This is a genomic window from Burkholderia sp. Tr-20355 (assembly GCF_017104685.1).
In the GTDB taxonomy this organism is placed as follows: domain Bacteria; phylum Pseudomonadota; class Gammaproteobacteria; order Burkholderiales; family Burkholderiaceae; genus Burkholderia; species Burkholderia seminalis.
Map to the genome: position 1 here is coordinate 64,940 of NZ_JAAGPK010000021.1, position 13,112 is coordinate 78,051.

Below are 13,112 nucleotides of genomic sequence, written 5' to 3' on the forward strand. Positions count from 1 at the left end.
GCGGCCCCATGAACATCATCGTAGGCAACCCGATCCTTCGAGAAAACCGCTATATTTCCTGAAACATTTTCAGGAATTTCAGAATAATGGCGTCCGATCCGATTCCGGCACCCGACAAGCCGCTCGACCTGCTCGACGTCGCGCTGTTCGTGCGCGCGGCGCTGCTCGCGAACGTCACGGCGGCCGGCCGCGAGTTCGGCGTGTCGGCCGCCGTTGCCAGCGCGCGCATCGCGCAGCTCGAACGCCAGCTCGGCGCACGGTTGCTGCACCGCACCACGCGCCGCATCAGCCTCACGCAGGACGGCGAAATCTTCATGGCGCGCGCCGACGCGCTGCTGTCGGCCGCCGACGCCGCGCGCGCCTCGGTCGGCCATGGCCGCAGCGAGCCGTACGGGCGGCTGAAGGTGTCGATGTCGTCGTCGTTCGGCCGCCAGCACGTCGCGCCGGTGATTCCCGCGTTCCTGCGCCGCTATCCGTCGGTATCGCTCGACCTGCGGCTGTCCGACGAGATCGTCGATCTCGTCGACGACGGCTACGACGTCGCGATCCGCCTCGGCGCGCTGAAGGACTCGACGCTCGTCGCGCGCAAGCTCGCTACCAACCGCCGCGTGCTGTGCTGCTCGCCCGCGTATCTCGCCGAGCGCGGCACGCCGCGCCATCCGGCCGACCTGACGCAGCACGAATGCGTGATCCTCGGCGACCAGCGCGACTGGTCGTTCGCGACGCCGCAAGGCCCGCTGACCGTGCGGGTCGCCGGCCGGCTCGTCGCGAGCAACGGCGAGGCGATCCGCGAAGCGCTCGTCGACGGCTTCGGAATCGCGATCAAGTCGACCTGGGACGTCGGCCCGCTGCTCGCGAGCGGCACGCTCGTCACGGTGCTCGACGACTATCCGTTCGCGGACGAGGTGGCGATCTGGGCCGTCTATCCGAGCCGCGCGCACGTGCCGTTGAAAACGCTCGCGTTTATCGCGTTCCTCGCCGAGCATTTCGGCGATCCGCCGTACTGGGATCGAGCGGACGGGCGATAGGCGCCGGTGTCCGCGCGCGTGCCGCGGCGTTGCCGCTTCGATTCCGCCCCCCGGAACCGAAACGGCCGCGTCCGCCCCGCCCCCGCCAACCGGCTACAATGGCGCGTTCGCCACGCAAGGGCCCGACGCCGGACGGGGCCCGCATCGGCAGGCGGCCGCCCGTTGGCCGCACACGCATTTCATTTGCTTTCCAACCACTCGTCATGACCCACAATCTCGTCATCCAGAGTCTTGCGCCGCTGTCGGACACCCATCACAAACCGCTGCTCGCGCTGTCGCGCGGCACCCGCATCGTGCAGACCGACGATCACGCGCTGCGCATCGAAAACGCGAACCCGGCGCAGCGCCTCGACATCGACGCGTATTGCGGCACGCACGCGCTCGATTTCGGGTTCGTCGAGGCCGGCCGCACGCTCGGCGACTTCGGGCTCGCCGTGATGGACATGGACTCGACGCTGATCACGATCGAATGCATCGACGAGATCGCCGATTTCTGCGGGCTGAAGACGCAGGTCGCCGAGATCACCGAAGCGTCGATGCGCGGCGAGATCCGCGACTTCAACGAAAGCCTCACGCGCCGCGTCGCGCTGCTGGCCGGGCTCGACGCGCGGGCGCTCGAACGCGTGTACGAGGAACGGCTGCAACTGTCGCCGGGCGCCGAGACGATGCTGGCCGGCGTGAAGGCCGCCGGCATGAAGACGCTGCTCGTGTCGGGCGGCTTCACGTTCTTCACCGAGCGGCTGAAGGCACGTCTCGGCCTCGACTACGCGTACGCGAACACGCTCGAGATCGTCGACGGCAAGCTGACCGGCAAGGTGCTCGGCGAGATCGTCAACGCCGACGTGAAGGCGCGCCTGCTGCGCGACACGTGCGCGTCGCTCGGCCTCGAGCCGAGCCGCGCGATCGCGATGGGCGACGGGTCGAACGACCTGAAGATGATGGCCGAAGCGGGGCTCTCGGTCGCGTTTCACGCGAAGCCGGTCGTGCGCGACGCGGCGACGGTCGCGTTCGACCATGTCGGCCTCGACGGGCTGCTGCGGCTGTTCTGATCGCGCCGCACCCCCCATGAAAAACGCCGGCGCGATCGTGCATCGCGCCGGCGTTTCGTTTTTCCGCGGGTCGTCGCGACCGGCGATCAGCCGAGTACGTCCTGCAGCGCGCGCTCGATGTCCGCGCGCAAGTCGGCTTCGTCCTCCAGACCGACGTAGAAACGCACCAGCGTGCCGCGATGCGGCCAGTCCGGGCGCATCGACGCGACGTCGTAAGGCATCGCGAGGCTGCATGCGCCGCCCCAGCTCCAGCCGATCGCGAACAGGTCGAGCGACTCGACGAAGCGATCGATCTGCTCCGCGCTATAGCGTTCGTCGAACACCACCGAGAACAGCCCGCCCGCGCCCGTGAAATCGCGCACGAACGACGCGTGCCCCGGGCAGTCGGCGATCTGCGGATGCAGCACCGCCGTGATCTCCGGCCGCGCCTTCAGCCATTGCGCGAGCGCGAGCGCGCTCTTGCTGTGCGCAGCGAAGCGCACCTGCATGCTCGGCAGGCTGCGCAGCACGAGCGAACAATCGTCGACCGACACGCCGATCCCGCAGCGCATCCGCGCGAGCTTCAGTTGCGCGTGCAACGCCGCGTCCGCGGTGATCGTCGCGCCCATCAGCACATCGCTGCCGCCCGACTGGTACTTGGTCAGCGCCTGCACCGAAATGTCGACGCCGTGCTCGAACGGCTTGAACGCGAGCCCGGCCGAGAAGGTGTTGTCGATCGCGGTGACGATGCCGCGCGCCTTCGCGGCCGCGGTGATCGCCTGCACGTCGGGCACTTCCATCGTTACCGAGCCCGGTGCCTCGATCCAGATCAGCCGCGTGTTCGGCTGGATCAGGTCGGCGATGCCGGCGCCGATCAGCGGATCGTAGAAGCGCGCGGTGATGCCGAAATCCTTCGCGAGCCAGTTGCCGAAATCGGCGTTCGGGCCGTACACGTTGTGCGGAATCAGCACGTCGTCGCCCGCTTTCACGATCCCGAAGTAGACGTTCATGATCGCCGCGAGCCCCGACGGCTGCAGCAGCGCATGCGCGCCGCCCTCGATCTCGGCGAGCCGCTGCGCGAGCGCGAGCGACGTCGGCGTGGCATGCAGCCCGTAGCGCCACTGGTTGTCGTTGTGCCAGACGAGCGCGCGCATCGTCGCGAGATCGGGGAACACGACCGTCGACGCGCGCGCGACCGGCGGCACGAACGACCGGAAGCCTTCCGGAATGACGTCGTCGGGTTGAACGATGCGGGTTTGCAGCGCGCGCTTGGGGGTGGATGCAGTCATGTCGGGAAGCCGGGCACGAGGCCGTTCGGTTGCGGAATATGCCGCTAGATTAGCCAAAATCGGCGCGCTTGGCCCGGTACAATGCGCGCCGCGCCCGCCGAGCCAGCGCGCGCTCAGTCGTCGGTGCGCAGGTTCACGACGCCGCCCACCGTCTCGATTTCCCGCACGCGGCCGTCGCGCACCTGCAGCGCCGCGCGCTTGCCCGGTGCGAGACGCAGCACGACCGGCTGCGGGTCCGACTCGTCCGAGTTCATCCGGTCGGCCTTCAGGTCGCCCGTCGCGTCGAAGCGGCCGATCCACACGCCGGTGATGTTCGTGCCGTCGTTCGACTCCTCGATCTCGAGTGTGTCGCCGTCGCGATCGCCCGCCAGCAGCACGACCTCGCCGGTATCGGCGAACTGGTACTCGCCGTGCACGCCCTCCTCGTCCGTCTTCGGGCCGAGATGCACGACGATCGGCCGGTCGCCGAGCGTGCCTTCGTAGCGCGGCAGGCGGGCAAACTCGGGATTCGGCTTCAGCGGCCGCGCCGGTGCCGGTTCATCCTGCTGCACGCCCGGCGCGACGGCCTGCGCCGCGACCACGCGCGGCATCGCGAGGCCCGCGGCCAGCGCGCCTGCGACGACAAGCACCCGTTGCCATTCCGAATATCGACCCACCTTGTGTTGCTCCTTGCTTCAGATTCGCTCGAAAATCGCGGCGACGCGCCGCCCGTCGTACGAAACCACGGCCGGCGCGCGTATTTCGCGTCAGCCCTGCATCAGGCGCGCGACCGCATCGCGGTGCGGAATCGGCGCGACCGCGCCGTAGCCCGTCGTCGACAGCGCCGCCGCCGCGTTCGCGTAACGTGCGGCCGCGAACGGATCGTCGCCCGCGACGATCCGCGCGACGAAGGCGCCGCCGAAACAATCGCCCGCGCCCGTCGCATCGACGGCCTCGACGGTGAAGCCCGGCACGACGCGCCGCTCGCTCGGCGTCGCGACATACGCGCCTTCCTTGCCGAGTTTCAGCGCGACGACCTGCGGCCCGTGTTCGAGCATCGCATCGACGATCGCATCGCGATCGTTCGCGCCCGTCAGTGCGGTGACGTCGTCCCAGCTCGGCAGGCAGATGTCCGTCTGGCGCAGCGCCTCGCGCATCACCGCGCGGGCCCGCGGCAGCGGCCACAGCTTCAGGCGCAGGTTCGTGTCGAAGCTGACCTTCGCGCCGTGGCGGCGCGCATGGTCGATCGCCGCGAACGCCGCGTCGCACGCGGCCGTGCTGATCGCCAGGCTGATGCCCGACAGGTGCACGGCCTTCGCGGCCGCGAGCGCGTCGAGCGGCAGGTCGGCCGCCGCATAACGGCTCGCCGCGGAACCCGCGCGCAGATAGTCGAACTGGTGACCGTCCGCGCCATGCGTGACGAAATACACGCCGGTCGGTGCCGTGCGGTCGATCCGCACGTACGTCGTGTCGACCTGTTCCGCCTGCCACATGCCGGCCAGCAGCCGGCCGAACGGATCGTCGCCGATCGCCGACACGAAGCCCGTCGACGCGCCCTGGCGCGCCGCCGCGATGCAGAAGTTCGACGTGTCGCCCCCGAAGCCCTGCAGGAATTCGGGACGGCCCGGCTGCGACTGGTTGAATTCGATCATCGCCTCACCGAGCGCGAGGATCTCCGGAAAGGCGGCGGCCATCGCTTACACCTCGCCCCACAGATCGTGACCGTCCGCGCCCGTGATCTTCACGGACACGAAATCGCCGACCTTGTAGCGCTTCGATGCCTTCGCCGCCGGTTCGACATAGACGACGCCGTCGATCTCCGGCGCGTCGGCCGCGGTGCGGCCGATGCCGCCTTCCTCGCTGACTTCGTCGATCAGCACCTTGAGCGTCTTGCCGACCTTGCGCTGGATGCGGTTCGCCGACACTTCCTCGGCGACTTCCATGAAGCGCGCGCGGCGTGCCTCGCGGACGTCGTCCGGCAGCGCGCCGTCGAGTTCGTTCGCGGTCGCGCCTTCGACCGGCGAATACGCGAAACAGCCGACGCGGTCGAGTTCCGCCTCGCGGATGAAGTCCAGCAGCGTTTCGAACTGCTCTTCCGTCTCGCCGGGGAAGCCCGCGATGAACGTGCTGCGGATCGTCAGGTCCGGGCAGATCTCGCGCCACTTCTGCACGCGCTCGAGCACCTTCTCGGCGTTCGCCGGGCGCTTCATGCGCTTCAGCACCTCGGGGTGCGCGTGCTGGAACGGCACGTCGAGGTACGGCAGCACGTGGCCCTTGAACGGACCTTCGGCCATCAGCGGAATCACTTCGTCGACGCTCGGATACGGGTACACGTAGTGCAGGCGCACCCACGCGCCGTACTGTGCGGCGAGTTCGCCGAGCGCGGCGACCAGGTCGGTCATGCGCGTCTTGATCGGCTTGCCGTTCCAGAAGCCCGTGCGGTACTTCACGTCGACGCCGTAGGCGCTCGTGTCCTGCGAGATCACGAGCAGTTCCTTCACGCCCGACTTGAACAGGTTCTCGGCTTCCAGCATCACTTCGGCGACCGGACGCGACACGAGGTCGCCGCGCATCGACGGGATGATGCAGAACGTGCAGCGGTGGTTGCAGCCTTCGGAAATCTTCAGGTATGCGTAGTGACGCGGCGTGAGCTTGATGCCGGCGGCGGGCACGAGATCGGTGAACGGGTCGTGCGGCTTCGGCAGGTGCGAATGCACGGCCTGCATCACTTCGCCCACCGCGTGCGGGCCGGTGACGGCGAGCACCTTCGGATGGACTTCCTCGATCAGGTTCGAGCCGCTCGCGCTCGACTTCGCGCCGAGGCAGCCGGTGACGATCACCTTGCCGTTCTCGGTCAGCGCTTCGCCGATCGCGTCGAGGCTTTCCTGCACGGCTTCGTCGATGAAGCCGCAGGTGTTCACGACGACGAGGTCGGCGCCGTCGTAGGTGCCGGAGATTTCATAACCTTCGGCGCGCAACTGCGTGATGATCTGTTCGGAGTCGACGAGCGCCTTGGGGCACCCGAGGGATACGAACCCTACTTTGGGGGATTGGGACATCTGGAATGTGGGGGCGTGGCAGCAAAAGCGTGAGTTTACAGCGATTTAGGGGTGGCGAGGCAAAACAGGCGGTCGGCGACGGCGTCGACCGTCAAATCGGCGGCACGACGCGTCAACGGCCTGTCATGCGAGGCGACTTGATGCGTCCCTTTTCATTCTGAAACAATCGCCTGCCCACCGTTGCTCGCCGGCAGACCTCGGCGCGATGCGCCGTCGAAGACGTCCGGGCCCGACAATCGCGTTCAGGTGACCTGCACGTTCAACGGGTGCATCCCGGCGGCGATGTCCCCGCCACGCACCATCGCTCAACGCGCATCGGAAAATATGAAAAACTTCACGTTCGCCGCGCTCGACGCAGGTCAGGTCGACCGACCGTCGAGCCGGCGCCCGATCTTCCGCGTTCATCCCGCCTACACGAAAGGACGTTTCATGTCAGTACGACGTTTGATATGCGCCGGGCTCTCGTTGTGCCTGTTGATTGCAGGCACAGCGATGGCCCAACCCGTCGAGGTCGCGGGCTTTACCCACGTGCGCTCCCTGGGCGGCATCGACGAATACCGCCTGGATGCCAACGGTCTCACCGTGCTGGCCCTGCCCGATCCCGCTGCGACGGTGGTCAGTTTCCAGGTGCTGTACCAGGTGGGTTCACGCAACGAGGCCGCCGGCACGACCGGCGACACCCACCTGCTCGAGCACCTGATGTTCAAGGGCAGCCAGCATTACAACAAGGCGCTCGGCAATTCGCTGAACAGCTACATGGAGCGCGTGGGCGCGACCTTCAACGCAACCACCTCGATGGACCGCACCAACTACTTCGGCACGCTCGGGCGTGACGCGCTGGAAGGCTACATCGCCATCGAGGCCGACCGCATGCGCAACCTCCTGCTGCGCCCGGAAGACCTGGCCAGCGAGATGACGGTGGTACGCAACGAGTACGAGCGGGGCGAGAACAGTCCTGTCACCGCGTTGTTCCAGCAGGTCATGGCCACGGCTTACCAGGCACACCCTTACCATCATCCCACCATCGGCTGGCGTAGCGACATCGAGCATGCGAGCGTGGACAAGCTGCGCCGCTTCTACGACACCTTCTACTGGCCGGACAATGCCGTCGTCATCCTGGTCGGCAATTTCCGGCCGGACCAGGCATTGGGCTGGATCAAGCAGTATTACGGCGGCATCCCGCGCGCGCCCCAGGCCATCCCGGTGGTCACGACCGAGGAACCTCCGCAGCAGGGGCCGCGACGGCTGGTGCTCAAACGCGCCGGCGCGACAGGCAATCTGATCATCGCCTTCAAGGCGCCGCGCGCGCTCGACCCCGATGCGGCGGCCCTGACCGTCCTGGGCCTGGTATTGAGCCAGGGCAAGAGCAGCCGGCTGTATCGCGCACTGGTCGACACCGCGGTTGCCACGCACGCCGGCGCCAGCTTCCATGCGCTGCGCGATCCCGGCCCGTTCGTGGTGACGGTCAGCCTGCCGCCCGACGCGAAACACGAGCAGGCCGAGAAAGTCGTCTGGACCGAACTGGAGCGCGTCAAGACCGAGGGCGTCACGCGCGACGATATCCAGCGGGTGCTGGGCCCTTACCGGGCCGATCAGATCTACCAGCGTGACGGCGTCGGCTTGACGTCCGCCCGATTGGGCCACGCGGTCTCGCTGGGCGACTGGACACGGTTCGTCACCGAGCTCGAAGAACTGGAGAAGGTGACGCCCGCCGATGTGCAGCGCGTCGCCCGCAAGTACCTCGTTGAAAACCAGAGCACCACCGGCTGGTTCGTCCCGGAGAAATCGTCATGAAGCAGGCTCGTTTCAACCATCTGCGGACGTGGTTCGTGTGGTTCGCCGTGCTGTGGCTGCCTGTTGCCGCTCAGGCGGGCATCGCCGATCGCATCGTGCGCACCCAGGCCGGCAGCATCGCGCTGCTGACCTATTCGATGTCGCCGCGGGAAATGGTGTCCATTGCCGGGGTGATGCCGCTGGGCGATGCCGACACGGCCAGCAAGGCAGCCAATCCCGCCGTGCCGTTGCTGACGGGCATGTTGCTGCAGGAGGGCAGCACCCGTCGCGACAAGGTGGCGATCTCCGCGCTGCTGGACAGCCTGGGCGCTCAGTTGTCGTTCCAGACCGACGGAGGCTATGTCGGCATCTATGGCCAAAGCCTGACCAAAGATTTGCCGACGCTGATCGACCTGATGGCCGAGCAGTTGCGTCTGCCCGCCTTCAAGCCGGAGGAACTGGCCAAGGCCAAGACCCGGCTGGAAGCCGCGGTCCGTAGCGCCGCGGAAAACCCGTCGGTCCGGGCCAGCGAGGCGCTGAACCGGTCGATCTACCCCGCCGCGCACCTCAACGCCCCGGTGCCGCGCGAGCGGATGCTCGCGGCCATCGCCGCCGCAACGGTGGACGACATCAAGGCCTTTCATCAAGCCTATTACGGACCCGCACACCTGACGCTGGTCGTGGTCGGCGGCGCGGACCCTCGCCGCCTGCAGACCATGGTGACCGAAGCGTTCGCGGGCTGGAGCGGCGGCCAGGCGCTCGTGCGGCAGGGGCCGCCGCGCAAGGCAAGTCAGCCCGACATGCAGCGCATCGCCATGGGGGACAAGGAATCCATCAGCGTGATGCTGGGTCAGGCCATCGACCTGCGCGCCAACGATGCCGACTACCTGCCGCTCAGCGCGGCCGTCAACATCCTGGGCAACGGCTTCACCGGCCGGCTGATGGCAGGGGTGCGCGATCAGGAGGGCCTGACCTACGGCATCCGTGCCGGCCTGTCCGGGCTCTCGCTGATGGACGGCGGATTCGTTATCACCAGCAGTTTCGCCCCGCCTCTGCTGGACAAGGGCGTCGCCAGCACGCGCCGCATTCTGGACACCTGGTGGAAACAGGGCGTGACGCAGGCGGAACTGGATGCCCGCAAGGACGGCATGATCGGCCGCCATCAAGTCGCCATGGAAACGACCGGCCAGATGGCCGCCATGATCGCCCAGACGGTGCTCCAGGACCGCCCGCTGAGCGACCTGGACACCTATCCCGAGCGCGTGCGCGCGTTGACCGTCGAGCAGGTCAACACCGCCATCCGCACGTACCTGGACCCCGGCAAGATGACGTTGGTGGAAGCGGGCACGTTTGCGGAGAAATAACCGCAACCTCGCTTCGTTCCGCGCCGCGCCCGGCTTCGGCCGGGCCGCCGCCATCGCACTGCCACGGCTCTCCAACGGGAGGTTCGCTGCAGCGCTCGTGGAACATCCTCGACGCGTGCGGACTCGAGTGCGCCGGAGCCCGGCGCACGACAATCGCCCCGGACGCGAGGCGCCGTTATGCGAGAATCGGAACCTCCAACCGCTTCACACCACCCATGACGGGGCTCGCATGACCACCCACATCACGATCGAATTCACCGAACACGCAGCGGAAGCCGTCGGCGAGCAAACCAGCACCAGTTTCTCCTACGACCAGGGCGCGCATGTGCCGCAACCGGGCGACTTCGTCGAGCTCGAGCATTCGCGACAGACGTTCCTCGTGATCGGCCGCGTGTTTTCGCTCAAGGCGAATTACTGCGCCGTCAAGCTCGTGCTCGACCTTCCTCCGCCGGACGACGATCAGGATTTCGGTCCCGCGCACTGAGCACCGCTGCAACGCATGCCATCGGCCCGAACCGATGACCACGCAGCGCACGCGTGCGCGACATCGCAGTCGATGATCGATCGACATCGGCTGCGCACGAACCCCCTGCCGACGAAAAACGACCCGGCCCGCGATCGCGGGCCGTGCAGGAACATGAAGCGTTGCGCGTCACCGCGCATCCGGAAACACCGGCGCAGTCAGACACCGCTCGAACCACACTGCATCGTCGCCGTCGCCGATCGGCCACATTTCCGCATCCAGTTGCGGCATGCCCGCGGCCGGCGCAGGCGCGCGACCATCCACGCCGGACGCACCGGCCCGTACCCATCCTGACTGCGCGCCGCCGTCATCGCACGATTGCGCATGCGCCTGCGCCTCGCAGAACGCCACCGGATGCACCTTCCCGCCGACGGTCGCACTCACCGAGCGGTATTGATAGACCGCGCCGGTCGCCCAGTCCTCGCTCTGGCTGCAGATCCGCGCACGATGCTGCACGTGGACCGCGCCGAAGCACGCGTAGGACACGTGCGTGCCGCTCGCGTCGTCCGGAATGAAATCGCAGTTGCCATCGAAACCGGTCAACGGGCCGCCCGTATATTTCGCGAGCCACTGCCGCTCGGCCAGCGCCCGCGCGATCAGCCCTTTGGCCGACCGATCGGCCAGCATCGCCGTGCGCCGATCGATGGCCTTGCGCACTTCGTCGACCGCCATCGGATGGCCATCGTAATCGGCGTCGAGTCGGTTGTTGCGTGCGCCGATCCAGCGCCGCTGGCTGCGCACGAGCATGTCGCGGATCGCGGCGTCCGGCGCGGCCTTCAGCGCGCCCGCATAGGCCGTATTCATCCTCGCGTCGGCTGCCCGCAGCGCGGGGCTCGCGCAGATGCGCTTCTCGACCGGTTGCACGGCCTTCGCGCAATCGATCGCCAGGGCCGGCAAGGCCAGGCCCATGCCACACATGAACATCGAAGCAAGACCGGCGAGCCAGCCGGCCGATGCCATTCGAATCCCTCGCATGCGCTCTCTCAATCGGTTTGTTGTTCTTGGTCGCGCCGGGTCGACGCGGCATCTCCTGTATCGTCGCAACCGGAACCGGTACCGCGCGTCACCGTGCAGCGCCGCTTCGGGTGCGACAGGCACACACCCCGCGCCGCGGTGCGAACGCACGCGCTCCGGCGCAGCGCACCCCGGCTTTCATTCGTTGATGACGGGATCTCGATCGACTGGACGACGGTCATGCACGCCGTTGCCCGGCACGCGCATCGGTGCCGACGATCATGAACGACCGTCGGCGGCATCTCACGGCAGGCAGCGGCCGCGCATCGTCATGCCCGAACACACGATCGGCTGCGCTGCCCGCGCTGCTTTGCGGCCCCGTCGCCCGACGGCTCGCGCCGCCGCGGCCGGCGTGCCGCGCCACGATTAATTACTTCTTTTCCGGCTCCGACGCACCCGGCTGCTTGAACGGGAACGTGCTGAACATCGACTTCGCCTGGTTCTGCATCTGCTCCTGCATCTGCACGAACATGTTCTTCGACTGCTCGATGTAGCTGGTCATCATCCCCTGCATCATCGGCGCCTGCATGTTCATGAACTGCGACCAGACTTCCGGATTCATCGCGTTGGTGTCGTACAGGTTCTTCGACTGATCCGCGAGCTTGTTCTGGATGTCGATGAACGCCTGGATGTTCTTTTCCAGGTACGTGCCCATCATGCCCTGCATCGCATGGCCGTAGAAACGGATGATTTGCGACAGCATCGACGACGAGAACATCGGCACGCCGCCGCTTTCCTCTTCGAGGATGATCTGCAGGAGGATGCTGCGCGTCAGGTCTTCGTTGGATTTCGCATCGACGACCTTGAAGTCCTCCTGCTCCAGCACGAGCTGCTTGACGTCCGTGAGCGTAATGTACGTGCTTGTCTCGGTATCGTAGAGCCGGCGGTTCGGGTACTTCTTGATGAGCCGTTCGGCAGTCTTCTTTGTAGTAGTCATGTAACGCCTTTCAGTGCAGCGTAGCGCAAGCGCAAGTGACGAATCCCCGCCGCCCGAATCCGGGAGGCGGGGGCCTTCGGAACCCACCCGGCTGCGCGGCCACCCGGCCCGCGCAGCCCGGGCGTCAGCCCATGTGCAGGCCGCCGTTCAGCGAGAAGTCGGCGCCCGTCGCGAAGCCGGAATCGTTCGACGCGAGCCACGCGACGATCGAGCCGATTTCCTCCGGGCCGCCCAGACGCCGCACCGGGATCGTCGCGACGATCTTCTCGAGCACGTCGGGACGGATCGCCTTCACCATGTCGGTGCCGATGTAGCCCGGCGATACGGTGTTGACCGTCACGCCCTTCGTCGCGACTTCCTGAGCGAGCGACATCGTGAAGCCGTGAATGCCGGCCTTCGCGGTCGAGTAGTTGGTCTGGCCGAACTGCCCCTTCTGGCCGTTCACCGACGAAATATTGATGATGCGGCCCCAGCCACGCTCGACCATCCCGTCGATCACCTGCTTCGTCACGTTGAAGAGGCTCGTCAGGTTGGTGTCGATCACGGCCGTCCAGTCTTCATGCGTCATCTTGCGGAACACGACGTCGCGCGTGATGCCCGCGTTGTTGACCAGCACGTCGATCTCGCCGACTTCGGCCTTGACCTTGTCGAATGCTTCCTTGGTCGAGTCCCAGTCGCCGACGTTGCCTTCCGACGCGATGAAGTCGTAGCCGAGCGCCTTCTGGTCCTCGAGCCACTTCACGCGGCGCGGCGAGTTCGGGCCGCAACCCGCGACGACCTTGAAGCCGTCCTTCGACAGACGCTGGCAGATGCTGGTGCCGATGCCGCCCATCCCGCCCGTTACGTACGCAATTCGCTGAGACATGAATCTCACTCCATTTTTTGGTTTCGAGAGCTATCGAGGCTCCCTCTGACTTCACGTGGCGCCGGCCGAAGCCGCAATCGGCCGGCGCCCGGATTCGGTTCGACGGTGACGAACAGCCGGTTACGGGCGCTCGACCGCGAGCGCGACACCCATCCCGCCGCCGATGCACAGCGACGCCAGCCCGCGCTTCGCGTCGCGCTTGGCCATCTCGTGCAGCAGCGTCACCAGGATCCGGCAGCCCGACGCGCCGATC

At 67.0% G+C, this 13,112-nt stretch carries 12 protein-coding genes and 1 pseudogene; 5 read left to right on the forward strand and 8 right to left on the reverse strand.

Annotation, left to right across the window (positions count from 1 at the left end):
- Positions 1-86 precede the first annotated feature (86 nt).
- Positions 87-1,028 carry a LysR family transcriptional regulator gene (locus G3N62_RS08225; protein ID WP_034186786.1) on the forward strand — a complete coding sequence of 314 codons (942 nt, stop codon included), beginning with the start codon at positions 87-89 and terminating at the stop codon, positions 1,026-1,028.
- Positions 1,029-1,231: 203 nt separating this feature from the next.
- Entirely contained in the window at positions 1,232-2,077 is an 846-nt protein-coding gene (gene serB, locus G3N62_RS08230; RefSeq protein ID WP_034186785.1) for a phosphoserine phosphatase SerB, read from the forward strand.
- A gap of 86 nt (positions 2,078-2,163) precedes the next feature.
- On the opposite strand, the gene G3N62_RS08235 is transcribed toward serB, so the two are convergent.
- The 4 genes from G3N62_RS08235 to rimO all read right to left on the reverse strand — a co-directional run bounded on the left by G3N62_RS08235 (position 2,164) and on the right by rimO (position 6,383).
- Positions 2,164-3,345 carry a cystathionine beta-lyase gene (locus G3N62_RS08235; protein ID WP_069706228.1) on the reverse strand — a complete coding sequence of 394 codons (1,182 nt, stop codon included), beginning with the start codon at positions 3,343-3,345 and terminating at the stop codon, positions 2,164-2,166.
- 113 nt (positions 3,346-3,458) lie between these two features.
- Positions 3,459-4,001 (reverse strand): hypothetical protein, encoded by a 543-nt coding sequence (locus tag G3N62_RS08240; RefSeq protein WP_124671292.1) that lies wholly within the window; start codon positions 3,999-4,001, stop codon positions 3,459-3,461.
- Between the two features lie 90 nt (positions 4,002-4,091).
- Positions 4,092-5,018, reverse strand: a complete 927-nt coding sequence (locus G3N62_RS08245) for a sugar kinase (RefSeq protein ID WP_069706227.1) — start codon at positions 5,016-5,018, stop codon at positions 4,092-4,094.
- 3 nt (positions 5,019-5,021) lie between these two features.
- Positions 5,022-6,383 (reverse strand): 30S ribosomal protein S12 methylthiotransferase RimO, encoded by a 1,362-nt coding sequence (gene rimO, locus G3N62_RS08250; RefSeq protein WP_034186781.1) that lies wholly within the window; start codon positions 6,381-6,383, stop codon positions 5,022-5,024.
- Positions 6,384-6,629: 246 nt separating this feature from the next.
- Between rimO and G3N62_RS08255 the strand changes: the two genes are divergently transcribed.
- From G3N62_RS08255 to G3N62_RS08265, 3 genes are all read left to right on the forward strand, one after another.
- Positions 6,630-8,177, forward strand: a complete 1,548-nt coding sequence (locus G3N62_RS08255) for a pitrilysin family protein (RefSeq protein ID WP_346778203.1) — start codon at positions 6,630-6,632, stop codon at positions 8,175-8,177.
- On the forward strand, positions 8,174-9,520 hold the full coding sequence (locus G3N62_RS08260; RefSeq protein WP_124671291.1) for a pitrilysin family protein: 1,347 nt from the start codon (positions 8,174-8,176) through the stop codon (positions 9,518-9,520). Before G3N62_RS08255 ends, G3N62_RS08260 begins: the two co-directional genes overlap by 4 nt.
- Positions 9,521-9,749: 229 nt before the next feature.
- Positions 9,750-10,004, forward strand: coding sequence for a hypothetical protein (locus G3N62_RS08265; protein WP_034186779.1), 255 nt, complete (start codon positions 9,750-9,752; stop codon positions 10,002-10,004).
- A gap of 168 nt (positions 10,005-10,172) precedes the next feature.
- Here G3N62_RS08265 and G3N62_RS08270 read toward each other — a convergent pair whose 3' ends face one another.
- From G3N62_RS08270 to G3N62_RS08285, 4 genes and pseudogenes are all read right to left on the reverse strand, one after another.
- Positions 10,173-11,018, reverse strand: a complete 846-nt coding sequence (locus G3N62_RS08270) for a lysozyme inhibitor LprI family protein (protein WP_124671290.1) — start codon at positions 11,016-11,018, stop codon at positions 10,173-10,175.
- 409 nt (positions 11,019-11,427) lie between these two features.
- Positions 11,428-11,994, reverse strand: a complete 567-nt coding sequence (gene phaR, locus G3N62_RS08275; RefSeq protein ID WP_034186777.1) for a polyhydroxyalkanoate synthesis repressor PhaR — start codon at positions 11,992-11,994, stop codon at positions 11,428-11,430.
- A gap of 124 nt (positions 11,995-12,118) precedes the next feature.
- The gene (locus G3N62_RS08280) at positions 12,119-12,859 is read right to left on the reverse strand and encodes a 3-ketoacyl-ACP reductase (RefSeq protein ID WP_006491801.1); all 741 of its coding nucleotides are present in this window, start codon (positions 12,857-12,859) and stop codon (positions 12,119-12,121) included.
- A gap of 120 nt (positions 12,860-12,979) precedes the next feature.
- Positions 12,980-13,112, reverse strand: a pseudogene (locus G3N62_RS08285) (acetyl-CoA C-acetyltransferase); the annotation flags it as partial.